The sequence below is a fragment of the Streptomyces sp. NPDC057099 genome, from assembly GCF_042671245.1.
Taxonomy (GTDB): Bacteria; Actinomycetota; Actinomycetes; order Streptomycetales; family Streptomycetaceae; genus Streptomyces; species Streptomyces purpurascens.
On the sequence record NZ_JBHUTX010000009.1, the window covers coordinates 41008 to 63059 of the forward strand.

The following is a 22052-nucleotide window of genomic DNA, read 5'->3' on the forward strand; positions in this document are numbered from 1 at the left end:
GGATGCGGACCCGTGAGACCGGCGAGGTGTTCGGGCCGCGCATGGCCCTGTTCGCCGACGTGCTCAGCGTCGGCCTCGCCACGGCGGCGGCCTGTCTGCCGCTGGTGACCGCACCGGCCGCCCTGTCGACGGCCTGCGCCGTACTGCGCGGCGCGGGCCAGGACCGGCCCGTCACTGCGGGGCGGTACTTCACCCTGCTGCGACGGCGGCTCCGCGCCGGTGACCTGCTGGCGGGAGGCATCGCGCTGGCGGGACTGCTGCTGCTCGCGGCCGATCTGGCGCTGGCCGGGGCGGGGCTGCCCGGGGCGCGGCTGTTCGCGGTGGCAGCCGCCTTCATCGGCGCCTGCGCGGCGGTCGTCGGCCTGCGGGCCTGCGGACGCCCCGAGTCGCTCACCGACTGGCGCGCGGCGGTACGCGGGGCCGCCCGGGACGCCGTGGCGGACCCGGGCGGCAGCGGACTGGTCCTGCTCGCCGTGGCTACGGCCGCGCTGTGCGCCTGGATGCTGCTGCCCCTGGCCTTCCTGGTCCCGGGGCCGCTGGCCCTCGCGCTCACGGCCGTCGACGTACGCCGGTCGGCTGCCGTTCTCGTTCAATAGCCAAGAATCAAGGGGCCATTGGGGCACCTCAGGTGTGAGTGCCCCTGCGAGGTGGTCATCCTCTTGTCATGGACCTGCGGCTCGATCGGCGGGCCGCGGCCTCATGGAGGTGTGGGATGCACCGAAGACTCGCCACCGGTCTTGCCGCCTCAACCCTGTCCCTCGTCACCGTCGTCGGCACCGCGACCCTCGCGAGTGCCGCCCCCGCCGACAAGCCCCAGGTGCTCGCGAGCTGGACGCAGACCAGCGCGTCGAGTTACAACGCCTGGGCCGCCGCCCGCGCGAACCAGGCCGCCTGGGCCGCGTACGCCTTCGACTGGTCGACCGACTACTGCTCCTCGTCGCCGGACAACCCGTTCGGCTTCCCCTTCTCGATGTCCTGCGCCCGCCACGACTTCGGCTACCGCAACTACAAGGCCGCAGGCACCTTCAGTGCCGACAAGTCCCGTCTCGACAGCGCCTTCCACGAGGACCTCAAGCGCATCTGCGCCGCCTACACCGGCGGCACGAAGAACGCCTGCGACAGCACGGCGTGGACGTACTACCAGGCGGTGAAGGCCTTCGGCTGAGGGCCTGTCGGTCGCGTGGGGCCGGGCGCGGGGCGGCAGCCTCCCGCCCGGCCGACGGCCTCAACGGCCTGCGGATCCGATGCTGATCCGCGGCCACGACTTGGCCGACGTCAAAAGCGCCTGTGCCCGTGCCGGCGGAGTGGCCGCCGCCGTGGCCAGTGCCGCCGCGGCGCTCGCGATGCCGAGGACCGCGCCCGCGGCCACATCGCCCGGATAGTGCACGCCCGTGTGGATGCGGGAGTAGCCGACGGCGCTCGCCAGCGCCCCGAGCGGTACCGCCGCGGGCGGCAGGACCACACCGACGGCGGTGGCGAACGCGACCGCCGACGCCGTGTGCCCGGACGGGAACGAGGCCGACGTGGGCATCCGGACATGCCGGTCCACCGTCACCCGGGCCGCCTCCCGGTCCGGCCGGGCCCGGCGCACCAGGCGCTTGCCGAGCAGGTTGGCGGAGGCCGACGCCACGGCGATCGCCCCGACGCCGACGACCGCGGCCCGGCGCGGACGCTTCCCGGCCAGCGCCAGGGCGGCGGCGATACCGAACGAGATCTTGGAGTGGTCGGCCGCGTGCGACAGATGGCGCAGCGTCCGGTCGAGCGTGGGCGTGGGCGTGGCGGCCACCGCCGCGTACAGGGCGCCGTCCACGGCCCTGAGATCGCCGAGTACGGCGGCCAGGAGCCGGCCGGGTCCGCTCGCGGGCTTCCCTCCGCCCGGCAGCGGACGGGGGGCGTCCGCGTCTGTGATCGTCGGATCGGTCATGTGCTTCTCCCCGCAGTGGCCTTTCCCCAGCAAGGTACCGGCTCACGCCGGGCGCACGCTCGGCGCCCCCGCGGGCCGGTACCCGCCGAGTGCCCACGCGGCGGACCGCCATCCGTGAGCCGGACCCGGCACGGCCGTCCGGGCGACCTGGTGAACTGGCGGCATGACGTCACCGCCGCACCGGGCCCTGCGCGCACTCGACCGCTTCCACTCGGCCCGACCTTGGGACCACAACGCCCACTTCCACCGCTGGATCCTGCGGCAGCTCCCCGCGCGTGCGGAAAGCGCCCTGGACGTGGGGTGCGGCAGTGGTGACCTCGCCCGGCTGCTGGCGGCCCGGGACGTACGGGTGCACGGGATCGACGCCGACCCGGCGATCACGGCCCGGGCCCGGGAGCTGACCCCGGCCACGGTCCCGGTGACCTACGGGGTGGCCGACGCGCCGGCCGGGCTTCCCGACGGGCCGTACGACGTCATCACCTGCGTCGCCGTGCTCCACCACCTGCCGTTCGCGGAGACCCTCGAGGCCTTCCGCGAGCGTCTGGCCCCCGGCGGCACGCTGGTCGTCGTCGGGGTCTCCCGGGAACGGACCCCCGTCGACCACGTCCTCGGCATCGCGTCGATCCCGCTCAACATCGTCATGGCGCTGGTCAAGAACCGCGGCCGCCGGGCAGCACGCCCGGCCTCGATGACCGCCCCCACGAGACCGGCGGACATGACCTTCCCCGAGATCCTCCGCGAGGCCCGTGCCGTCCTGCCCGGTGCCCGTCTGCGCCGCCGCCTGTTCTGGCGCTACACGCTGGTGTGGCACCACCGCTGACCCTCGTTCTCAGCCGGCGGCCCGGAAGGTGCGCAGCCGCAGCGAGTTGCCGACGACGAAGACCGAGGAGAAGGCCATGGCCGCCCCGGCGATCATCGGCGTGAGCAGTCCGGCCGCGGCCAGCGGCAGGGCCGCCACGTTGTAGGCGAAGGCCCAGAACAGGTTCGAGCGGATGGTGCCGAGGGTGCGGCGGGAGAGGCGGATGGCGTCCGCCGCGGCCCGCAGGTCGCCCCGCACGAGGGTCAGATCCCCGGCCTCGATCGCGGCATCCGTGCCGGTGCCCATGGCCAGCCCCAGATCGGCCTGGGCGAGGGCCGCCGCGTCGTTGACACCGTCGCCGACCATCGCCACCGAACGGCCCTCGGCCTGAAGCCGCTTGACGACCTCGACCTTGTCCTGCGGGAGCACCTCGGCGACGACGTCCTCCGCGGCGATACCGACCTCGCGGGCGACGGACCGGGCCACCGCCTCGTTGTCGCCGGTCAGCAGGATGGGGGTCAGCCCCAGTGCGCGCAGCCGTCCGACCGCCTCCGCGCTCGTCTCCTTCACCGCGTCGGCGACCTCCAGCACCGCACGCGCCTCGCCGTCCCAGGCGACCGCGATGGCGGTGCGGCCGGCCTCCTCGGCCGCCGCCCTGGCCTCGGCCAGGCTCTCCGGCAGCTCCATCGCCCAGTCGGCGAGCAGCCGCTCCCGCCCGACGAGCACCGCGTGGCCCTCGACGACACCCTGGACGCCGAGCCCGGGCACATTGGCGAAGTCCTCCGGCGGGGGCAGCACGCCGCCCAGCCTCTCCAGCGCCCCGTCGGCGACGGCACGGGCGATCGGATGCTCGGAGGAGTGCTCCAGCGCCCCGGCCAGCCGCAACACCTCGGCCTCGTCGGTACCGTCGGCGGTGTGCACGGCCAGCAGGGTCATACGGCCCGTGGTGACGGTGCCGGTCTTGTCGAGGACGACGGTGTCGACCCGGCGCGTCGACTCCAGCACCTCCGGGCCCTTGATGAGGATGCCGAGCTGGGCGCCCCGCCCCGTTCCGACCATCAGCGCCGTCGGCGTGGCCAGGCCGAGGGCGCACGGGCAGGCGATGACGAGGACGGCGACCGCGGCCGTGAAGGCGGCCGTCAGACCGGCACCGTTGCCGAGCCAGAAGCCCAGCGTGCCCAGCGCGAGGGCGATCACGACCGGCACGAACACGGCGGAGATCCGGTCCGCGAGCCCCTGCGCCGCGGCCTTGCCGTTCTGCGCGTCCTCCACCAGCCGGGCCATGCGGGCCAGCTGGGTGTCGGAGCCGACCCGCGTGGCGCGCACGACGAGCCGTCCGCCGACGTTGATCGTGGCGCCCGTGACCGGGTCGCCGGTGCCGACCTCCACCGGCACGGACTCGCCGGTGAGCATCGAGGCGTCCACGGCGGAGGAGCCCTCGACGACCGTCCCGTCGGTGGCGATCTTCTCGCCGGGCCGGACCAGGAAGCGGTCACCGACCCTCAACTCCGCCACGGGAACGGTCTGTTCACGGCCCTCGTCCCGCAGCACGGTGACGTCCTTCGCGCCCAGCTCCAGCAGCGCCCGCAGCGCCGCCCCCGCCCTGCGCTTCGCGCGGGCCTCGAAGTACCGCCCGGCCAGGAGGAAGGCCGTCACGCCCGCGGCGGCCTCCAGGTAGATGTTCCCGGCGCCGTCCGTGCGCTCGATGGTCAGCTCGAAGGGGTGCGTCATGCCCGGCGTGCCCGCGGTGCCGAGGAACAGCGCCCACAGCGACCACAGGAACGCGGCCGAGGTGCCCACCGAGATCAGCGTGTCCATGGTGGCCGCGCCGTGCCGGGCATTGGTGAACGCCGCCTTGTGGAAGGGCCACGCCGCGTAGGTCACGACGGGCGCGGCCAGCGTGAGCGACAGCCATTGCCAGTACGCGAACTGCAGCGCCGGGGTCATGGCCATGGCCACGACGGGGACCGCCAGCACCACGGCCGCGACGAGCCGCTCGCGCAGCGGACGGAGCTCGTCGGTCTCCCCGGGCTCGGTGTGGCGCTCGGGCGGCGCCGGCTCCTGAGCGGTGTATCCGGTGGCCTCGACGGTGGCGATCAGATCCCCGACCGAGACGTCACCGGAGTAGCTGACCTTCGCCTTCTCGGTCGCGTAGTTGACGGTGGCGGTGACCCCGTCCATGCGGTTGAGCTTCTTCTCGATGCGCGCAGCGCAGGAGGCACAGGTCATGCCTCCGATGGCGAGTTCCACTTCGGCGCCGACGCCGATGGTTTCGGTGGTCATGAATCCTGTATACCCCCGAGGGGTATGTGACGCAAGCGCGGAGACGGCTTGACTCATTACCCCCCAGGGGTATGGTGAGCTGCATGGAGGCCCCGCAGTCGAGCGGGAGGCCCGCTTCTTGGAGGAGTCGTCGGCCATGAACACCGGACTGAAGATCACCACCTTCGCCGCCGCCCTGGTCGCGACGTTCGGAACGGCTTACGGAGTGGGGCAGGGCATCGATCCCGTCGTCGCCGACCGACCGCCGAAACACGAGGGCGACGAGCACACCCGGCCCTCACCGGAGCCGAAGGAGGGCGGCCACACCGGGCACGAGGTGCCCCCGGCCGGCGGCCTCCAGATCTCCGAGGGCGGCTACACCCTCGACCTCGAGACCCCGCGCGTCACCGCCGGACAGCGGGCCGACCTGCGCTTCACCGTCCGGGACGGCAGCGGCCGGGCCGTCACCGCCTACCAGCGCGACCACGACAAGGAACTCCACCTCATCGTGGCCTCACGCGACCTGGTCACCTACCGCCACCTGCACCCCACCCGCGCCGCCGACGGCACCTGGAGCATCCCCGTCGACCTGCCCCGCGCGGGCGGCTACCGCGTCTTCGCCGACTTCACCCCGGCGGCGAAGGGCGCCCGGAACCTCACCCTCGGCGCGGACCTCGCCGCCCCCGGCCCGTACCGGCCGGAGAAACTCCCACCGGCGAGCACCACGGCCGAGACCAACGGCTACGACGTCCAGCTGGTCGGCGCCCTGCGCCCGGGCAAGGCGAGCGAACTGAAACTGAAGGTCTCCCGCGCCGGCAAGCCCGTCACCGACCTCCAGCCCTACCTCGGCGCCTACGGCCACCTGGTCGCCCTGCGCTCCGGTGACCTCGCCTACCTCCACGTCCACCCCAACGGCGAACCCGGCGACGGCACCACCCGGCCCGGCCCGGACGTCTCGTTCACGGCCACGGCACCCAGCGCCGGTTCCTACCGCCTGTTCCTCGACTTCAAGCACGAGGGAAAGGTCCACACGGCGGCGTTCACGGTCCGGGCAGGCGGGCCGGCGGCCGACGGACCGGGTACCCCCGAGGGGCATGCGGACGACGGCCACGGGCACTGAGTCTCAGCCGAGCGCCCGGTCCAGGTTGAAGGCCGCGCTGATCAGCGCGAGATGCGTGAACGCCTGCGGGAAGTTGCCCTGCTGCTCCCCGGTGTGGCTGATCTCCTCGGCGTACAGGCCGAGATGGTTGGCGTACGTCAGCATCTTCTCGAAGGCGAGGCGCGCCTCGTCGATCCGGCCGGCGTGCACCATGGCCTCGACGTACCAGAACGAGCAGATGGAGAACGTGCCCTCGTCGCCGCGCACCCCGTCCGGGCTGGACTCCGGGTCGTAGCGGTAGACCAGCGAGTCCGACACCAGCTCCTCGGTGAGGACGTCCAGCGTCGACAGCCACTTGGGATCCGTCGGGGCGATGAACTTCGTCAGCGGCATCATCAGCACGGCCGCGTCCAGCACGTCGCCGTCCTCGTGCTGCACGAAGGCCCGGCGCTCCTCGGACCAGCCCCGGCTCATGATCCGCCGGTAGATGGTGTCGCGGCACTCCCGCCAGCGCGGCAGATCGGCGGGCAGCCCGCGCCGGTTGGCCATCCGGATGGCCCGCTCGATCGCCACCCAGCACATCAGCCGCGAGTACAGGAAGTTCTTGCGGCCGCCCCGGGTCTCCCAGACCCCCTCGTCGGGCTGGTCCCAGTGCGCGCACACCCAGTCCACCAGCGCGCACACGTCGTCCCACTGGCCGCTGGAGATGGGCTTGGCCCACTTGTCGTAGAGGTAGATGGAGTCGATCAGCGCGCCGTAGATGTCGAGCTGCAGCTGGTCGGCCGCCGCGTTGCCGACCCGCACCGGTGCGGAGCCCTCGTGGCCCTCCAGATGGTCGAGGGTGCGTTCGGGCAGGTCGGCGCGTCCGTCGATGCCGTACATGATCTGCAGCGGGCCGGAGTGCTTGCCGTCGCCCGGGCTGATGTGCCGGGTCACGAAGTGCATGAACGCCTCGGCCTCGCCGGTGAAGCCCAGCCGCAGCAGGGCGTAGACGCAGAACGCCGCGTCGCGCACCCACACGTACCTGTAGTCCCAGTTGCGTTCGCCGCCGAGCCGCTCGGGCAGGCTCGTCGTCGGCGCGGCCACGATCGCCCCGGTCGGCGCGTACGTCAGCAGCTTCAGCGTCAGGGCCGAGCGGTGCACCATCTCCCGCCAGCGGCCCCGGTACCGTGATGCCGCCAGCCAGCGCCGCCAGTACGCCACCGTCGCCGCGAACTGCTCCTCCGCCTCCGTGTGCGCACACCGGCGGGGCGTCACGTCGCCGCCGACCTTGTCCAGTGCGAACACGGCCGACTCGCCCTCGCCGAGCTTGAAGTCGCCTCGCACGTCCGGCCCGTCGGCCTCCAGCGGCACGGTCGAGGTCAGCGCGAGCGCCATCCCGTCGGCTTCGAAGACCGCCGTCTCACCCATCAGCCGGACGGTGTGCGGCCGGGCCCCGTAGTCGAACCGGGGAGCCACACGCGTACGGAACGGGATGGAGCCGCGTACGCACACCACCCGCCGGATCAGCCGGTGCCGCTCGGCCTCGGCCGGCTCACCGTCCAGCGGCATGAAGTCCTGCACCTCGCCGACACCGTCCTCGGTGAAGAACCGGGTCATCAGGACGTTGGTGTCGGGGAAGTAGAACTGCTTGGTCCGGGCCGGCACGGTCGCCGCCAGCTCGAAGCAGCCGCCGCGCTCCGCGTCCAGGATCGAGGCGAACACACTCGGCGCGTCGAAGGCCGGGCAGCAGTACCAGTCGATCGTCCCGTCGGTCCCCACCAGGGCCACACTGCGCAGATCGCCGATCAGCCCGTGCTCGGCGATCGGCAGATACCGCCGCTCGTCCGCTGTTCCCCGCATGGCAGCCTCCCTGCCCCGGTGAGCGCCTGGATTTCAGCTTAGGCCCGCCGAGGGGAAGCGGCCGGGTGTCACACCGTGACGACCCGCAGCCCGGCCTCCTCGAAGCGCCGCAGCGTCTCCGGGTCGGCCGCCGTGTCCGTGACCAGCGTGTCCACCGCCTCGGCCGCGCAGATCCGGGCGAAGGCCCGCTGCCCCAGTTTGCTGGAGTCGGCGGCCACGACCACGCGCTCCGCGCGCTCGCACAGCAGCCGGTTGATCGCGGCCTCGGCCTCGTCGTGCGCCGCCGCCCCGTGCGTGACGTCGAAGGCGACCACGCCGAGCACCGCCACATCGACGGTGATCTGCCCGAGCACCCCGTCCGCGAGCGGCCCGACCAGCTCGTACGACTGGGCCCGGGCCACCCCGCCGGTCAGCACGATCTTGAACTGGGGACGTACGGCCAGCTCGTTGGCGATGTTCAGCGCGTTCGTCACGATGGTGAGCGCGGGGGACCCGGACGTCAGGTCACCGCGCACGGCCAGAGCCCGGGCCACCTCGGTGGTGGTCGTCCCGCCGGTCAGCCCCACCGCCTCGCCGGGCGCGACCAGGTCCGCCACCGCCTTCGCGATGCGCTGCTTCTCGGAGGCGTGCCGGGCCGTCTTGTAGCGCAGCGGCAGCTCGTACGACACACCGTGCACGACCGCGCCGCCCCGCGTGCGCACCAGCATCTGCTGCTCGGCCAGCCCGTCGAAGTCGCGGCGGATCGTCGCGGCCGACACCCCGAGCTCCCCGGCCGCCTCCTCGACGTCCAGCCGGCCGCGCTCCACGAGCAGGTCCAGCAGCGCCTTCCAGCGGGCGTCGCGCGACATCCGCACCTCCACGTCTCGATCTCCGGGCGACCCTAGCGCACCCGATCCCGCCCGATGCTTGATGTTGCTCGAAAGGTGGCGATATCTTGCAGGAACAATCAGAGCGGAGAGTGTGGCATGACGCATGTCGAGGACGAGCTGATCAGCCAGCCCGAGTGCTGGGCCCGCGCCGCGTCGGAGGCGGCGGGATACGCGGAGGTGTTGCCGGCGGCGGGGGAGCGGGTCGCGATCGTCGGCTGCGGCACCTCGTACTTCATGGCGCAGGCCGCCGCGGCCCTGCGCGAGGACACCGGCCAGGGCGAGACCGACGCGTTCGCCGCCTCGGAATTCCCGTACGGCAGGGGCTACGACCGGGTCGTCGCCCTCACCCGCTCCGGCACCACGACCGAAGTCCTCGACCTGCTCGGCCGGTTGAAGGGCCGTACCCGCACCACCGCGATCACCGCCGACCCGGACACGCCCGTGATGACGGCGGCCGATGAACTCGCCGTGCTCGACTTCGCGGACGAACGCTCCGTCGTACAGACCCGGTTCGCGACCACCGCCCTCACCCTGCTCCGCGCCCATCTGGGACTCCACCCCGACACGGCTGTCGCCGACGCGCGCACGGCCCTGGCGGAGCCCCTGCCCGAAGGCCTGGTGGAATGTGCCCAGTTCGCCTTCCTGGGGCGTGGCTGGACCGTCGGCCTGGCCAACGAGGCCGGGCTGAAGATGCGCGAGGCATCGCTGTCCTGGGCCGAGGCCTACCCGGCGATGGAGTACCGGCACGGGCCCATCAGCGTCAGCACCAGCGGCACCGCGACCTGGATGTTCGGGGACGCGCCGGACGGTCTCGTCGAACAGGTGCGCGGCACGGGCGCGTTGTGGATCGCCGGAGCCCTGGACCCGCTCGCCGAACTCGTCCGCGCCCAGCGGCTCGCCGTCGCGGTCGCCGCCTCACGCGGCCTCGACCCGGACAGCCCCCGCCATCTCACCCGCTCGGTGATCCTCACCGACTGACCTCGGCGACCCTCGTCCACCGACCCCGGAGGCACCGTGCCCCTCACCACCACCGGCGACCTCGTCACCCGCGCCGCCGCGGCCCGCTCGGCCGTCGCCTCGTTCAACGTCATCACACTGGAACACGTCGAGGCCGTCATCGCGGGCGCCGAGTCCGCGCACGCCCCCGTCGTGCTGCAGGTCAGCGAGAACGCGGTCAAGTTCCACGGCGGGCAGCTGCTCCCGCTCGCCCGAGCGGCCGTCGCCGCGGCCGAACGCGCCGCCGTACCGGTCGCGTTGCACCTCGACCACGTACAGAGCGACGCGCTGCTGTACCAGGCGGCGGAGGCCGGCTTCAGCTCCGTGATGTACGACGCGGCCCGGCTGCCCTACGCCCAGAACCTCGCCACCACCCGGGCGGCCGTCGACTGGGCGCACGCGCAAGGGCTCTGGATCGAGGCCGAGTTGGGGCAGATCGGCGGCAAGAACGGCAGGCCCCCGCTGGACGCGCACGCCCCCGGCGCCCGCACCGACCCCGACGAGGCCCGGGCCTTCGTGGCCGACTCGGGGGTGGACGCCCTGGCCGTCGCCATCGGCAGCTCCCACGCCATGACCACCCGCACCGCGGCCCTCGACCACGCCCTTCTCAAACGCCTGTCGGCCGCCCTGGACGTCCCGCTCGTCCTGCACGGCTCCTCCGGCGTCCCGGACGACGAACTCACCGCGGCCGTCGCGGGCGGCATCGCCAAGGTCAACATCGGCACCGCCCTGAACATCGCACTGACCGGCGCCCTCCGGGACTTCCTCGCCGAGCGCCCCGAGGCCGTCGACCCGCGCGGCTACCTCACGGTGGCGCGAGAGGCGATGACACGGGCGGTGGCGAGAGCCCTGAGGACCCTGGGGCCCTAGGCCCGGCTACCGCTTGACGGCCTTCAGCACCACGAACTTCGAGTCGCTGGCGACCAGGCGGCTGTTGCCGAAGATCCGCCGCAGCGTCACGTGGTAGCCCAGATGCCGGTTCCCGATCACCCACAGCTCACCGCCCGGCCGCAGCACGCGCCGCGCCCCGGTGAACATCCGCCGGGCCGTGGCGTCCGTCGTCGCCTGGTGGGAGTGGAACGGCGGATTGTTGAGCACCAGGTCGACACTGCCCGACGGCACACCGGCCAGCCCGTCGCCCACCCGGAACTCGGCATGCCCCGGCACGCCGTTCGCCTTGTACGTCGCCTCCGCCGATGCCACGGCCTGGAACGACTCGTCCACGAACAGCACCTCGGCCTCCGGGTCGGCCAGCGCCACCGCCGTACCGACCACGCCGTTGCCGCATCCCAGATCGACCACTCGTCGGCCCCGGCTGCTCGGCAGATGCCCGAGGAAGAAGCGGGTGCCGATGTCGAGCCGGTCGGCGCAGAACACACCCGCGTGGTTGACGACGGTGCCTCCCGCGGCCGGGCCGATGCCGTCCGGCAGCGTGTAGACGTACGGCCATGGACTGGCGGGCCGCTCCAGCGCGGGATCCGGCGTGCAGAAGATCAGCCGCGCCTTCCTCTCGGCGAGCGAGGTACGGGTCGGGCCGAGGATCCGCTCGAACAACTGGAGCGTCGAGGTGTGGATCTCCTTCACCATCCCCGTGCCCACGACGACCGTCCCCGCATGCACCGCCGGCGCCAGCCGCAGCAACTGGTCCTCCAGCAGCGCCAGGCTCTTCGGCACCCGCACCAGCAGGACGTCGACGCGGTCGGGCGGCGGATCCTGCGTGGTGAGCAGTCCGACCGCGCCGGGCTCGACGCCGTGCCGCGCCAGGTTGGCCCGGGTCGCCTCCTGGGTCAGATGGGAATCCGTGATCTGCGTCGGCCGGTGCTCCGCGAGCGCCGTCACCAGCGCGCCCCACCGGTCCCCGACGGCCACGACCGTGCCCGACAGCGGGACCCGTTCCTGCGCCAGATGCCTCAGCAGGTACTCGTCGGCAGCGTCCCAGGCACGCAGCCTGTCACGCGGATCCTCGGGGAAGCGGGTCAGCGCGAACTCGCCCCACGGCGTCGTCATACGGTCGTTCATCGTGCGTCAAGGCTAGCCGAGCCGCAGCTCAGGCCGTGTCGGGCAGGATGGGAGGCATGGACGGCGAGCTGTTCCCCAGGGCCCGTACGCAGGTGGCACCCGGCGCGGTGCACCTACCGGACTGGCTGGACGCCGAACACCAGCGCGCGCTGCTCGACGCCTGCCGCGCGTGGGCCCGCCCACCCGCCGGACTGCGCACGGTCCGCACACCCGGCGGCGGCACGATGACCGCCCGGCAGGTGTGCCTGGGCTGGCACTGGTACCCGTACGCCTACGCCCGCACGGTGGCCGACGGCGACGGCGCCCCGGTCAAGCCGTTCCCCGAGTGGCTCGGTGAGCTGGGCCGCCGAGCGGTGCGGGACGCGCTGGGCGACCCGGAGACGGCGGACTACGACATCGCACTGATCAACTTCTACGACGGCGACGCCCGCATGGGCATGCACCGCGACAGCGACGAGAAGTCGGACGCGCCGGTGGTGTCGCTGAGCCTCGGCGACACCTGCGTCTTCCGCTTCGGCAACACCGAGACCCGCACCCGGCCCTACACCGACGTCGAGCTGCGCAGCGGCGACCTGTTCGTCTTCGGCGGCCCGTCCCGGCTCGCCTACCACGGCGTTCCCCGGGTACACGGGGGCACGGCACCGCCCGGATTGGGCCTGACCGGACGGCTCAACATCACGCTCCGGGTCAGCGGTCTGTAGGCCGCAGGCCCGGCGGATCATGGGAGACTCGCCCACATGAGCGGGAAGGCGGACCCCCGGCAGGCGGGGGATGGGAGCACCTCGAGGACGCGGCTGGACCGGGGGCGCGGAGCGCTCGGACCCGCGCTGGAACTCGTCCACACCGGACGCGCGCCGACCCGGGCCGTGCTCACCGCCGAGCTCGGAGTGACCCGGGCGACGGCGGGCGCGGTCGCCGCCGAGCTGGAGGCGCTCGGGCTGATCCGGGTCGACGCCCGGCCCGGCGCGGCGGCCGGATCCCAGGGCAGGCCCTCGCACCGGCTGGCGGTCGCCGAGAACGGTCCCGTCGCGCTCGCCGCGCAGGTGCACGCCGACGGGTTCCGGGCGGCGCTGGTCGGGCTGGGCGGCCGGATCGTCGCCACCGCGCCCGGCTGCGAGGTCGTCGACGCGGACCCGGCGAAGGTGCTGGCCTCCGTCGTCACGGCGGGCGCCGAACTGCTGCGCGAGACGGGACGCCGATGCGTGGGGGCCGGGCTCGCCGTCCCGTCCGCGGTCGCCGAACCCGAGGGCCTGGCCCTCAACCCCCTCCACCTGGCCTGGCCCGCGGGCGCGCCCGTCCGCGACATCTTCGCCGAGCAGGTGCGCGCGGCCGGCATCGACGGACCCGCCTTCGCCGCGAACGACGTCAACCTCGCCGCGATCGCCGAGCACCGGCACGGCGCCGGCCGCGGCGCCCGCGACCTGCTGTGCGTGGCCACCGGCCACCGGGGCGTCGGCGGCGCACTCGTCCTCGACGGCCGCCTCCACAGGGGCAGTTCGGGCCTCGCCCTGGAGGTCGGACACCTCACCGTGCACCCCGAGGGCCGCCCCTGCCACTGCGGCAGCCGCGGCTGCCTCGACGTCGAGACCGACCCGCTGGCCTTCTTGACGGCGGCGGGACGCGACCCTGGCCCCGAGGTGTCCCTGCTCCAGCAGTCCATCGACCTGGTCCGCCACCACTACGACGACCCGGGCGTACGCACCGCCACCGAGACCCTCATCGACCGGCTCGGCCTCGGACTCGCCGGCCTGGTCAACATCCTCAACCCGGACCGCATCATCCTCGGCGGCCTCCACCGCACCCTCCTGGACGCCGACCCCGACCGCCTCCGCGCCGTCGTAGCCGACCGCAGCCTCTGGGGCCAGAGCGGCGGCGTCCCCATCCTCCCCTGCACCCTCGACCACAACAGCCTGGTCGGCGCGGCCGAACTGGCGTGGCAGCCGGTGCTGGACGACCCGCTCGGGGCGCTGACCTAGAGGGCATGGCCTTGAGGAGTGCCCGCGCCGCTCCCGGGCAGGCGAGCCCCCAGCGGGCAGGCTGGTCCACAGGCAGTACGCCCGCCGCACCGCACCACCGAGGAAGTTGACGCGCAATGACCGACAAGCTCACCGTGAGCGTCCTGGGCACCGGCATCATGGGCGCGGCCATGGCCCGCAACCTCGCCCGGGCCGGACACACCGTCCGCGCCTGGAACCGCACCCGTGCCAAGGCCGAGCCGCTGGCCGCCGAGGGCGTGCGGATCGTGGACTCGCCGGAGCAGGCGGTACGGGACGCCGATGTCGTCCTGACCATGCTCTACGACGGTCCGGCCGCCCTGGAGACGATGCGCGAGGCCGCCCCGGCCCTGCGTCCCGGCATCGCGTGGGTGCAGTCCACCACCGCCGGCATCGAGGGCATCGCCGATCTGGCCGCCTTCGCCCGCGAGCACGGACTCGTCTTCTACGACGCGCCCGTCCTGGGCACGCGTCAGCCCGCCGAGGCCGGACGACTGACCGTGCTCGCCGCCGGGCCCGCCGACGGGCGGGACCGGGTGACGCCCGTCTTCGACGCCGTCGGCGCCCGCACCGTGTGGACCGGCGAGGACGGGGCGGCGGGCGGGGCCACCCGGCTGAAGCTGGTCGCCAACAGCTGGGTCCTCGCCGTCACGGCCGCCGCCGGTGAGGCCCTGGCGCTGGCCAAGGCCCTCGACGTCGACCCGCACGGCTTCTTCGACCTCGTCGCCGGTGGCCCGCTCGACATGGGCTATCTGCGCGCCAAGTCCGAGCTGGTCCTCGACGACCGGCTCACACCGCCCCAGTTCTCGGTGACCACCGCCGCCAAGGACGCCCGCCTGATCGTCCGGGCCGGTGCGGACAACGGCGTCCGCCTGGACGTCGCCGAGGCGGCCGCCACCCGCATGGAGCGCGCCGCAGCCCAGGGCCACGGCGACGAGGACATGGTCGCCGCCTACTTCGCCAGCTTCGACGAGAAGTCCAACTCCTAGGAGGTTCCCTTCATGTCCAAGCCGCCGCTGCCGCCCGAGGCCGACGCCCTGCTGAGCCGGCCCAACCCGTGCGTCATGGCCACGCTGCGCTCGGACGGCACCCCCGTCTCCACCGCCACCTGGTACGTGTGGAATGACGGCCGTGTCCTGATCAACCTCGACGAGGGCCGCGTACGCCTCAAGCACCTGCGCCGCGACCCGCGCGTCACCCTCACCGTCCTCGCCGACGACAACTGGTACACCCATGTCACCCTCATCGGCCGGGTCACCGAGATGTACGACGACGAGGGCCTGGCCGACATCGACCGCCTCGCCCGGCACTACATCGGAAAGCCCTACCCGGACCGCGTACGCCCCCGGGTCAGCGCCTGGATCGAGGTCGACCGCTGGCACGGCTGGGGCGAACTGAAGGACAGCGACCAGGCCGGAGGCTGATCCCGCCGACCACACCGGTCAGGGCCACTCCACCGCGAACGCCCGGCCCGGGTTCTCCGTGAGGACGCGCCCCACCAGGTCCTCGCCCACGGCGTGGACCAGCCGGGGCCGCACCCGGCGCAGCAGATACGGCATCCCGGGGCCGCCGCCCACCGAGCGGGCGGCGGCCGTGGTGGTGTCCGCGCCCAGCAGCACCCGGTCACCGAACCCGGCGTCGGCGAGGGCCCGTACGGCGTCCGGCATCCGCCAGTCCGTGGCGTGATGGGCGAGTGACGGCCCGTCGAAGGCCAGATAGCAGCCGGACTCGGCCGCCTGCCGGTGCGTCACGAGGTCGGGGGAGCGGTTGAGATGCCCGAGCACCACACGGTGCGGCGGCACCCCCAACTTCCCGCACAGCAGGTCCAATACGTCCAGCGCGCCCGTGCCCAGCTCCAGGTGCACGGCGATGGGCGCCCCCGTCGCGTGATGCGCCTCGGCCGCCGCCTCCATCGTCCAGCGGGCGTGCGCGTCCAGGGCGTGGAACCCGCCCGCTACCTTGACGAGCCCCGCCCGCACCCCCGACACCCCGATGCCCTCGGTGAGTTCGGAGACGAAGACGTCGGCGAGCCGGCCCCGCAGCCCGGCGAGCGTGGCGTCGTCGTAGTGCACGGCCTGGTGCAGACCCGTCGCGGCGACCACGTGCACGCCGGTCTCCCGGGACAGCGGCGGCAGATCGGCGGCCCGCCGCCCGAGCCCGTACGGTGTCCACTGCACCACGGCCCCGCCGCCCTGCTCCCGGAACGCGGCCAGCTCCGCCCGCGCCGCCGCCACGCTGCGCAGCTCCTGGCCGGGCAGCCGGGGACTGCCGAAGAACAGATGGTCGTGGGCGTCGCACACGCCCAGGTCTCCAGGGGCTACGTCCCCCAGCACCGTGCGTATCGCGCTCACCACTGGCGCCCCCGGGGCAGCCGGTCCCGGCCGGGCGCCGACAGATGCAGCACCTCGAACAGGTCACCGTCGGCCTTGGGCGTGTCGTGCTCCCAGAGCGAGAAGTGCACCAGCTCCCACCGGCTCGTGTCGACGGCGGCCGCCGCGAGCAGGACCCCGTCCGCCGCCGCCAGCCGCCGGGCCTCGCCCACCGCGTCCGCCACGACATCGGCCAACAGCCCTCCCTCAGGCACCCGTTGGCGGTTCCGCACCGCGAACCGCGCCCGAGATCCGCCCCCTTCCTCGTACGCGAGCCCCGTCCACTGCCGCACGGACGGCCGCCCGAAGTCGTCACCGAGCCGCTGGAACCCACCGCCCCACAGGAAGGAGTTCATGCCCTCCACGGTGTTCCACAGATAGAAGGGCGCGTACTGATGGACCGGAGAGCCGCGCAGACCGCGCTCGCGCATCAGATAGACCTTGAGGCCGAGGCCGTCCCAGTCGTCGAGCAGCCGCCCCACCCGGGCGACCCGGTCGCGGATGACGCCCATGTCGTAGTCGGCGGGCAGGGTCAGTTCGTACTGCATGGCGTGCACGGAAGCCTCCTCAGGCGGGACGGGGTGCCAGCAGCGAGAGCAACCCCCGCACTCCCGCGTCGAACGCGGCGGGGGAGCCGGAGGCGCGGGCGAGGACATAGCCGCCCTGGACCGTGGCCACGACCGCCGCCGCGATCTCCCCGCCGTCCAGCGAGGGCACGAACTGGCCCTGCTCCTTGCCCTCCTCGACGATGGCGGCGATGCGCCCCCGGATCCAGTCCAGGGTCTCCTCGACCGGCGCCCGCAGTTCGTCGCTGGCGATCACGTCCGGGTCCATGGTCAGCCGGCCGATCGGACAGCCCCGCAGCACGTCCCGCTCGCGCCGCAGATACGCCGCGACGCGCTCGTACGGCGTTCCGGGGCCGTCGAGCACTCCCTCGGCGGCAGCCCGCATCTCCTCGGCGGTCCGCCGGATCGCGGCCAGTGCGAGATCGGGCTTGCCCTTGAAGTGGTGGTACATGCTGCCCTGCCCGGCGTCCGCGCGCTCCAGGATCGCCTTGGGGCTCGTGCCCACATAGCCGCGCTCCCACAGCAGCTCGCGGGTGGACTCGATCAGCCGTTCCGAGGTGCTCATGCCCTCACTGTACATACCAGTAGTTACAGAAGTCGAGGCAGGCCTGTCGGTCGAGGCCTACTCCCCGCGAAGTACGCAGACTGCCGCTGGCCGTACGACGACGGGTGACCCCTCGCGGGGCGACTCTCGGAAGCACGGAAAGAACATCGCGGCAACGCATCCGAGGAGTTGGACGACATGCAGACCCTGGCGAACTTCGGCGACGGCGGCGGGCCCGGCCCGTGGATCCTGTTCTTCCCCTTGATCTGGGCGCTGGTGATCGGCGGCGCCATCGTGCTGCTGCGCCGCACCGTGCGGCGAGGCCGCCGGGGCGGCCCCTGGCGGCAGCCCGCCGTCGAGAGCGACTCACCCATCGCCGTACTCGGCCACCGCTTCGCCTCCGGCGAGATAGACGAGGACGAGTACTGGCGCCGGCTGTCCGTGCTGAACGAGGAGTTCGGACGCCCGGCCAAGGGCGGTGGTGCCTGAGCATGCCGACCGAACAAGTCAACTCGGCGCGGCCGCCGTGCGAAGGGTGGTCACCGCCCGGTCAACCGGCAACGGCGGACCGGGCGGGAGCATGGTCGGGCCGCAGCCCGTCGGTGGAGGGCCCGACCTCCGCGAACCTGCGCGCGGGCTTGTCCAGGACCGCGCGGCGCGCCCGTCGCGACGGCGCCGTCACCACGGAGGTCGGCAGGGTGAACCACACGACCTTGCCGGATTCGCCGTCCGGCCGGACGCCCCAGCTCTCGCTCATGGCGGCCACCATCGCCAGCCCGCGCCCGCAGGTCGCCAGCGGCGCGATGTCCCGAGGATCCTCCACCACGGGCATCCGCGGGTCGTGGTCGTGCACCGAGACCGTGAGCCGGTCGAGGAGCAGCTCTATCTCCACGGTGCAGGTCTTGTCGGGCTGGGCATGCCGGTGGACGTTGGACAACAGCTCCGTCACACCGAGCGAGGCACGGTCGATCAGGGCGTCCAGATGCCAGTAGCGCAACTGTGCAGATACGATTCTGCGGACCTGGCCGATCCGCGACGGCAGAGCTTGAAGCTCCACCGTGCAGTGTCTGTTTGGGTAGCTGATCACGGCTGCGACTCCCCGACGTGAGGTCCGGAAGAACACGGAGTTCGGATCCAGCAGGGCGCCTTCATGACACCGCCGCCCGCTGTCGTGGCCGGCGGGCTGGTTCGCAGCGTTATCGCCGGTAAACCCAGAGTGACGTGAGACCAGAGTGACGCAGGGGGTGAGGTACCGCAACTCGCGGACATCTCAGTCGCCACGCCCCGCCGCTCGGCGCACGGCCTCGATGAATCGCCGTGCCGCGGGCGGCCCCGGCTCGCCCGGGGCGGGGTCGTGATCGCCCAGGGTGAGCAGGTACCGATTGCCGTTGAGATCCGCCGTGGCCCGGCCGTCGGGGCCGAACCAGGGCCTGGAGGCGCGCACCGCCTGTACCGGCGCGCTGTCGATCTCACTGCCGTAGCTGGTCAGCAGCTCGAGCCGGCCGTCGCTGATCCGGACCTGTCCGGCCCGGGTGAGCGAACGCAGCCGCTTCCCGATCCGCACGCCCGTGGCCTTGAACTCCGGCTCCGCCATGCCACCCGCCCCCTTGTGCGCTCGGTGTACCGGCCCGCGCTCCCCGCGGCGCCCGGTACGGGCCCGTGTACTGATCCAGTGTGCCTCGGAAGCCTGCTCCGGCGGTGCGTCGTACCCTGCCGGTACCCCGTGCGGGGCCTTGGTCCCGCGGTGAAGTCTGCCCGCACCCGGCGTCGAGCACCAGTACGTGCGACCCCCTCGCCGGGGGGCGCCCGCAGCACACACGCGAATGCGCCCCCGGGACCGCGCGCCCCCTTGCCCCGGCCTCTGCCCCAGGGGGCGCTTTGGGGGGCTCAAAGATGCGTTTATGCAGGTGAGAAGCGTGCGGAAGCTGCTTATCATCGAGGTGTCGGCCGCGCGACGTGCCGTCGGCGCGCAGCGTTAGGAGCACCCCGTGAGCACTCCCCAGCAGACCCGGACCGGCGTGACCCTCGACGTCGACCACAGCGACGCCGGCTACCGCGCGTGGCTGAAAGAAGCCGTCCGCAGGGTCCAGGCCGACGCCAACCGCTCGGCCGACACCCACCTGCTCCAGTTCCCCCTGCCGGAGCGATGGGGCATCGACCTGTACCTGAAGGACGAGTCGACCCACCCCACCGGCAGCCTCAAGCACCGGCTCGCCCGCTCCCTCTTCCTCTACGGCCTGTGCAATGGCTGGATCCGACCGGGCAGGCCCGTGATCGAGGCCTCCAGCGGTTCGACGGCCGTCTCCGAGGCGTACTTCGCGAAGCTCATCGGCGTTCCCTTCATCGCCGTCATGCCGCGCACGACGAGCACCGAGAAGATCCGCCTCATCGAGTTCCACTCCGGACGGTGCCACTTCGTGGACGACCCTCGCACGATGTACGAGGAGTCCGCCCGTCTCGCGGCGGAGACCGGCGGCCACTACATGGACCAGTTCACCTACGCCGAGCGGGCCACGGACTGGCGCGGGAACAACAACATCGCCGAATCCACCTTCCGCCAGCTGCGTCTGGAGCGGTATCCCGAGCCGGCGTGGATCGTCGCCACGGCGGGCACGGGCGGCACCTCCGCGACCCTCGCGCGCTACATCCACTACATGCAGTACGACACCCGCGTCTGCGTGGCCGATCCGGAGAACTCGTGCTTCTTCGACGGCTGGACCACCGGCGACCCGGACGTCACGTACGACTGCGGCTCCCGGATCGAGGGCATCGGCAGGCCCCGTATGGAACCGAGCTTCGTGCCGGGCGCGATCGACCGGATGATGAAGGTGCCCGACGCGGCCAGTGTCGCCGCCGTACGGGCACTGGAGCGGGCCATCGGCCGCAAGGCGGGCGGCTCGACGGGCACGGGTCTGTGGAGCGCGCTGAAGATCGCCGCCGAGATGGTGGCCGAGGGCCGGCAGGGCAGTGTCGTGACCCTGCTGTGCGACCCGGGGGACCGGTATCTCGACAAGTACTACTCGGACTCCTGGCTGGCCGCCCAGGGGCTGGACATCGCGCCGTACACCGCGGCGATCGACTCGGTGCTGGAGACGGGCGTCTGGCCCGGCTGAGACCGGGCCCGCGGCGTCAGGCCGCCAGCCTCCGCTCCAGCGCCGAGGCGGCGTCCCGGAAGGCGCGCGCCTGGGCGATCCGTATCGGCTTCATGGCGAGCCGGTACGCCGCCGTCCCGTCGGTGGCGAAGGTCCACCGCACCCGGGTGCCGTCGCCGGCCGGCGCGAGCCGCCACTCCTCGACGATCGCGCGCACCCCGGGCACATTGGTGACGTCGACGCGGTAGGCGTACACCTCGGGTTCCTCCGCCGCGATGACCGACTCGCGGAACCGGACGCCCCCGCTGAGCGTGATGTCGCGGCCGGCGCCCCCGTCGACCGCGCGGGCGGCCGTCACCTGCGGAAACCAGTCGACCCAGCCGGGCACGTCCGCCAGCGCGCGGTACACCGCCTCCACCGGAGCCGAGATCACCAGCGCGGAGACATGCCGCACGGGCGCGATCCCGGCGAAGTCGAGCCCGACCGGGCGCAGACGGTGAGCCATGGACGAAGCCCTCCTCGAACGGAACGGGCGATGACCGGAAGCGTCACCCTAGCTGGCGGCCCGTCAGCTGTCTGCCCCGTCCTCGGGCTCCCCGGCCACCACCAGCCGCCGCAGATGCTCCGCGACCACCCCGCGTGCCTCGTCCGGCAGACCGGCGTCCGTCACGAGCGTGTCGATCCGCTCCAGCGAGGCGAACGAACTCAGGCCCACCTTGCCCCACTTGGTGTGGTCGGCGACCACCACGACCCGCCGGGCCGACTGCACGAGCCGCCGGTTCGTCTCGGCCTCCGCGAGGTTCGGCGTCGACAGGCCGGCCTCGACCGATATGCCGTGCACACCGAGGAACAGCAGGTCGAAGTGGAGCGCCGCGATCGCCTGGTCGGCCACCGGCCCCACCAGTGAGTCGGAGGGAGTGCGCACCCCGCCGGTCAGCACGACCGTGGCCGCGCCCTGCCGGGGGCCCGAGGTGCGCTGCGCCGCGTGGAAGACGTCCGCCACCCGCACCGAGTTGGTGACCACCGTCAGATCCGGCACGTCCTGCAACTGGTGAGCGAGCGCGAAGGTCGTTGTCCCGCCCGACAGGGCGATCGCCGCGCCCGGCGCGACCAGCTTGGCCGCGGCCCGCGCGATGTCCTCCTTGGCGGTCAGCTCCAGGCCGGACTTGGCCTCGAAGCCGGGTTCGTGCGTACTCGCCTCTACCACCGGGACCGCGCCGCCGTGCACCTTCTCCAGCACGCCCTGGCGGGCCAGCGCGTCGAGATCGCGGCGGACCGTCATGTCCGACACGCCGAGCTTGCGGGTCAGCTCATTGACCCGGACACCGCCCCGGCGGCGGACCTCGTCGAGGATCAGGGATCGCCGCTGCTCCGCGAGGAGGTTCTGATTCTCGCTCACGTACGCTCCGGTCCTTTCGCCTCTATGCCGTCCGACTCGCCCAGCACACCCGCCCCCACTAGGACATTCTCCCCGGGCTCCGGTGCGCGGACGTCTCATCCTCGCATGTCGCGGAGTCGCCGGCGCCACCGACCGCTCGTCGCGCACATGTCACTCGCCGCTCATCTGTCGCTTCCCCGCATCACGGATCGGGGAGATTCCGTGACAGGAGGTGTACGGCGCCGCGAAAGTGGAGATCCTTGTGCCCGCGCGGACGGAGCCGACGGCGTGTCACGGGG

24 protein-coding genes are annotated in these 22052 nt (G+C 72.9%); 12 read left to right on the forward strand and 12 right to left on the reverse strand.

The window, feature by feature from the left end; genetic code table 11:
* Window positions 1–2 precede the first annotated feature (2 nt).
* Window positions 3–596 carry a hypothetical protein gene (locus tag ACFT4A_RS14975; RefSeq protein ID WP_382829828.1) on the forward strand — a complete coding sequence of 198 codons (594 nt, stop codon included), beginning with the start codon at window positions 3–5 and terminating at the stop codon, window positions 594–596.
* Between the two features lie 116 nt (window positions 597–712).
* Window positions 713–1165: a phospholipase gene (locus ACFT4A_RS14980; RefSeq protein WP_382829830.1), complete on the forward strand. Its 453-nt coding sequence runs from the start codon at window positions 713–715 to the stop codon at window positions 1163–1165.
* Window positions 1166–1225: 60 nt separating this feature from the next.
* Here the strand turns inward: ACFT4A_RS14980 and ACFT4A_RS14985 are convergent, their stop codons facing one another.
* A complete protein-coding gene (locus tag ACFT4A_RS14985; RefSeq protein ID WP_382829832.1) occupies window positions 1226–1924 on the reverse strand; it encodes a phosphatase PAP2 family protein in 699 nt (232 codons plus the stop codon).
* Window positions 1925–2087: 163 nt separating this feature from the next.
* Here ACFT4A_RS14985 and ACFT4A_RS14990 point away from each other — a divergent pair, with 163 nt between their 5' ends.
* Entirely contained in the window at window positions 2088–2744 is a 657-nt protein-coding gene (locus tag ACFT4A_RS14990) for a class I SAM-dependent methyltransferase (RefSeq protein WP_382829834.1), read from the forward strand.
* A gap of 9 nt (window positions 2745–2753) precedes the next feature.
* On the opposite strand, the gene ACFT4A_RS14995 is transcribed toward ACFT4A_RS14990, so the two are convergent.
* On the reverse strand, window positions 2754–5006 hold the full coding sequence (locus ACFT4A_RS14995) for a heavy metal translocating P-type ATPase (RefSeq protein WP_382829837.1): 2253 nt from the start codon (window positions 5004–5006) through the stop codon (window positions 2754–2756).
* Window positions 5007–5142: 136 nt separating this feature from the next.
* On the opposite strand from ACFT4A_RS14995, the gene ACFT4A_RS15000 reads away from it, so the two are divergent.
* Entirely contained in the window at window positions 5143–6105 is a 963-nt protein-coding gene (locus ACFT4A_RS15000) for a hypothetical protein (RefSeq protein WP_382829838.1), read from the forward strand.
* A 3-nt stretch (window positions 6106–6108) separates the two neighbouring features.
* Here ACFT4A_RS15000 and ACFT4A_RS15005 read toward each other — a convergent pair whose 3' ends face one another.
* Together ACFT4A_RS15005 and ACFT4A_RS15010 are read right to left on the reverse strand one after the other, a co-directional pair.
* The gene (locus tag ACFT4A_RS15005) at window positions 6109–7926 is read right to left on the reverse strand and encodes a glycoside hydrolase family 15 protein (protein WP_382829841.1); all 1818 of its coding nucleotides are present in this window, start codon (window positions 7924–7926) and stop codon (window positions 6109–6111) included.
* A 68-nt stretch (window positions 7927–7994) separates the two neighbouring features.
* The gene (locus ACFT4A_RS15010) at window positions 7995–8774 is read right to left on the reverse strand and encodes a DeoR/GlpR family DNA-binding transcription regulator (protein WP_382829843.1); all 780 of its coding nucleotides are present in this window, start codon (window positions 8772–8774) and stop codon (window positions 7995–7997) included.
* A gap of 117 nt (window positions 8775–8891) precedes the next feature.
* Here ACFT4A_RS15010 and ACFT4A_RS15015 point away from each other — a divergent pair, with 117 nt between their 5' ends.
* Both ACFT4A_RS15015 and ACFT4A_RS15020 read left to right on the forward strand, forming a co-directional pair.
* Window positions 8892–9773 carry an SIS domain-containing protein gene (locus ACFT4A_RS15015; protein WP_382829844.1) on the forward strand — a complete coding sequence of 294 codons (882 nt, stop codon included), beginning with the start codon at window positions 8892–8894 and terminating at the stop codon, window positions 9771–9773.
* Window positions 9774–9809: 36 nt separating this feature from the next.
* Window positions 9810–10661 (forward strand): ketose-bisphosphate aldolase, encoded by an 852-nt coding sequence (locus ACFT4A_RS15020; protein ID WP_382829846.1) that lies wholly within the window; start codon window positions 9810–9812, stop codon window positions 10659–10661.
* A 6-nt stretch (window positions 10662–10667) separates the two neighbouring features.
* On the opposite strand, the gene ACFT4A_RS15025 is transcribed toward ACFT4A_RS15020, so the two are convergent.
* A complete protein-coding gene (locus ACFT4A_RS15025) occupies window positions 10668–11798 on the reverse strand; it encodes a methyltransferase (RefSeq protein WP_382830265.1) in 1131 nt (376 codons plus the stop codon).
* 68 nt (window positions 11799–11866) lie between these two features.
* Between ACFT4A_RS15025 and ACFT4A_RS15030 the strand changes: the two genes are divergently transcribed.
* From ACFT4A_RS15030 to ACFT4A_RS15045, 4 genes are all read left to right on the forward strand, one after another.
* Window positions 11867–12511 carry an alpha-ketoglutarate-dependent dioxygenase AlkB family protein gene (locus tag ACFT4A_RS15030; RefSeq protein ID WP_382829849.1) on the forward strand — a complete coding sequence of 215 codons (645 nt, stop codon included), beginning with the start codon at window positions 11867–11869 and terminating at the stop codon, window positions 12509–12511.
* A 36-nt stretch (window positions 12512–12547) separates the two neighbouring features.
* Window positions 12548–13786: an ROK family protein gene (locus ACFT4A_RS15035; protein ID WP_382829851.1), complete on the forward strand. Its 1239-nt coding sequence runs from the start codon at window positions 12548–12550 to the stop codon at window positions 13784–13786.
* Window positions 13787–13902: 116 nt separating this feature from the next.
* A complete protein-coding gene (locus ACFT4A_RS15040; RefSeq protein WP_382829853.1) occupies window positions 13903–14793 on the forward strand; it encodes an NAD(P)-dependent oxidoreductase in 891 nt (296 codons plus the stop codon).
* 12 nt (window positions 14794–14805) lie between these two features.
* Window positions 14806–15228 (forward strand): PPOX class F420-dependent oxidoreductase, encoded by a 423-nt coding sequence (locus ACFT4A_RS15045; RefSeq protein ID WP_382829855.1) that lies wholly within the window; start codon window positions 14806–14808, stop codon window positions 15226–15228.
* Between the two features lie 18 nt (window positions 15229–15246).
* Here ACFT4A_RS15045 and ACFT4A_RS15050 read toward each other — a convergent pair whose 3' ends face one another.
* From ACFT4A_RS15050 to ACFT4A_RS15060, 3 genes are read right to left on the reverse strand one after another with little or no spacing between them, the layout of a single operon-like run.
* Entirely contained in the window at window positions 15247–16155 is a 909-nt protein-coding gene (locus ACFT4A_RS15050) for a phosphotriesterase (protein ID WP_382829858.1), read from the reverse strand.
* Window positions 16152–16730 (reverse strand): DUF4865 family protein, encoded by a 579-nt coding sequence (locus tag ACFT4A_RS15055; RefSeq protein WP_382829861.1) that lies wholly within the window; start codon window positions 16728–16730, stop codon window positions 16152–16154. Before ACFT4A_RS15055 ends, ACFT4A_RS15050 begins: the two co-directional genes overlap by 4 nt.
* 10 nt (window positions 16731–16740) lie before the next feature.
* Window positions 16741–17304 carry a TetR/AcrR family transcriptional regulator gene (locus tag ACFT4A_RS15060; RefSeq protein ID WP_382829864.1) on the reverse strand — a complete coding sequence of 188 codons (564 nt, stop codon included), beginning with the start codon at window positions 17302–17304 and terminating at the stop codon, window positions 16741–16743.
* A gap of 177 nt (window positions 17305–17481) precedes the next feature.
* Here ACFT4A_RS15060 and ACFT4A_RS15065 point away from each other — a divergent pair, with 177 nt between their 5' ends.
* Window positions 17482–17772: an SHOCT domain-containing protein gene (locus tag ACFT4A_RS15065; protein WP_382829866.1), complete on the forward strand. Its 291-nt coding sequence runs from the start codon at window positions 17482–17484 to the stop codon at window positions 17770–17772.
* 61 nt (window positions 17773–17833) lie between these two features.
* On the opposite strand, the gene ACFT4A_RS15070 is transcribed toward ACFT4A_RS15065, so the two are convergent.
* Entirely contained in the window at window positions 17834–18370 is a 537-nt protein-coding gene (locus ACFT4A_RS15070) for an ATP-binding protein (RefSeq protein ID WP_382829868.1), read from the reverse strand.
* A 183-nt stretch (window positions 18371–18553) separates the two neighbouring features.
* Window positions 18554–18877: a hypothetical protein gene (locus ACFT4A_RS15075; RefSeq protein ID WP_189730591.1), complete on the reverse strand. Its 324-nt coding sequence runs from the start codon at window positions 18875–18877 to the stop codon at window positions 18554–18556.
* A gap of 394 nt (window positions 18878–19271) precedes the next feature.
* Between ACFT4A_RS15075 and ACFT4A_RS15080 the strand changes: the two genes are divergently transcribed.
* Complete coding sequence (locus tag ACFT4A_RS15080; protein WP_382829871.1) at window positions 19272–20396, forward strand: PLP-dependent cysteine synthase family protein; 1125 nt, start codon at window positions 19272–19274, stop codon at window positions 20394–20396.
* 16 nt (window positions 20397–20412) lie between these two features.
* Here ACFT4A_RS15080 and ACFT4A_RS15085 read toward each other — a convergent pair whose 3' ends face one another.
* Window positions 20413–20880, reverse strand: a complete 468-nt coding sequence (locus ACFT4A_RS15085; RefSeq protein WP_382829874.1) for an SRPBCC family protein — start codon at window positions 20878–20880, stop codon at window positions 20413–20415.
* A gap of 63 nt (window positions 20881–20943) precedes the next feature.
* Window positions 20944–21774, reverse strand: coding sequence for a DeoR/GlpR family DNA-binding transcription regulator (locus tag ACFT4A_RS15090; protein WP_382829877.1), 831 nt, complete (start codon window positions 21772–21774; stop codon window positions 20944–20946).
* Between the last annotated feature and the right edge of the window lie 278 nt (window positions 21775–22052).

Coding starts and splice junctions, on each gene's coding strand:
- ACFT4A_RS14975 (WP_382829828.1), top strand. CDS start 3: ATGCGGACCCGTGAGACCGGCGAGGTGTTCGGGCCGCGCATGGCCCTG.
- ACFT4A_RS14980 (WP_382829830.1), top strand. CDS start 713: ATGCACCGAAGACTCGCCACCGGTCTTGCCGCCTCAACCCTGTCCCTC.
- ACFT4A_RS14985 (WP_382829832.1), bottom strand. CDS start 1,924: ATGACCGATCCGACGATCACAGACGCGGACGCCCCCCGTCCGCTGCCG.
- ACFT4A_RS14990 (WP_382829834.1), top strand. CDS start 2,088: ATGACGTCACCGCCGCACCGGGCCCTGCGCGCACTCGACCGCTTCCAC.
- ACFT4A_RS14995 (WP_382829837.1), bottom strand. CDS start 5,006: ATGACCACCGAAACCATCGGCGTCGGCGCCGAAGTGGAACTCGCCATC.
- ACFT4A_RS15000 (WP_382829838.1), top strand. CDS start 5,143: ATGAACACCGGACTGAAGATCACCACCTTCGCCGCCGCCCTGGTCGCG.
- ACFT4A_RS15005 (WP_382829841.1), bottom strand. CDS start 7,926: ATGCGGGGAACAGCGGACGAGCGGCGGTATCTGCCGATCGCCGAGCAC.
- ACFT4A_RS15010 (WP_382829843.1), bottom strand. CDS start 8,774: ATGTCGCGCGACGCCCGCTGGAAGGCGCTGCTGGACCTGCTCGTGGAG.
- ACFT4A_RS15015 (WP_382829844.1), top strand. CDS start 8,892: ATGACGCATGTCGAGGACGAGCTGATCAGCCAGCCCGAGTGCTGGGCC.
- ACFT4A_RS15025 (WP_382830265.1), bottom strand. CDS start 11,798: ATGACGACGCCGTGGGGCGAGTTCGCGCTGACCCGCTTCCCCGAGGAT.
- ACFT4A_RS15030 (WP_382829849.1), top strand. CDS start 11,867: ATGGACGGCGAGCTGTTCCCCAGGGCCCGTACGCAGGTGGCACCCGGC.
- ACFT4A_RS15035 (WP_382829851.1), top strand. CDS start 12,548: ATGAGCGGGAAGGCGGACCCCCGGCAGGCGGGGGATGGGAGCACCTCG.
- ACFT4A_RS15040 (WP_382829853.1), top strand. CDS start 13,903: ATGACCGACAAGCTCACCGTGAGCGTCCTGGGCACCGGCATCATGGGC.
- ACFT4A_RS15045 (WP_382829855.1), top strand. CDS start 14,806: ATGTCCAAGCCGCCGCTGCCGCCCGAGGCCGACGCCCTGCTGAGCCGG.
- ACFT4A_RS15060 (WP_382829864.1), bottom strand. CDS start 17,304: ATGAGCACCTCGGAACGGCTGATCGAGTCCACCCGCGAGCTGCTGTGG.
- ACFT4A_RS15065 (WP_382829866.1), top strand. CDS start 17,482: ATGCAGACCCTGGCGAACTTCGGCGACGGCGGCGGGCCCGGCCCGTGG.
- ACFT4A_RS15075 (WP_189730591.1), bottom strand. CDS start 18,877: ATGGCGGAGCCGGAGTTCAAGGCCACGGGCGTGCGGATCGGGAAGCGG.
- ACFT4A_RS15085 (WP_382829874.1), bottom strand. CDS start 20,880: ATGGCTCACCGTCTGCGCCCGGTCGGGCTCGACTTCGCCGGGATCGCG.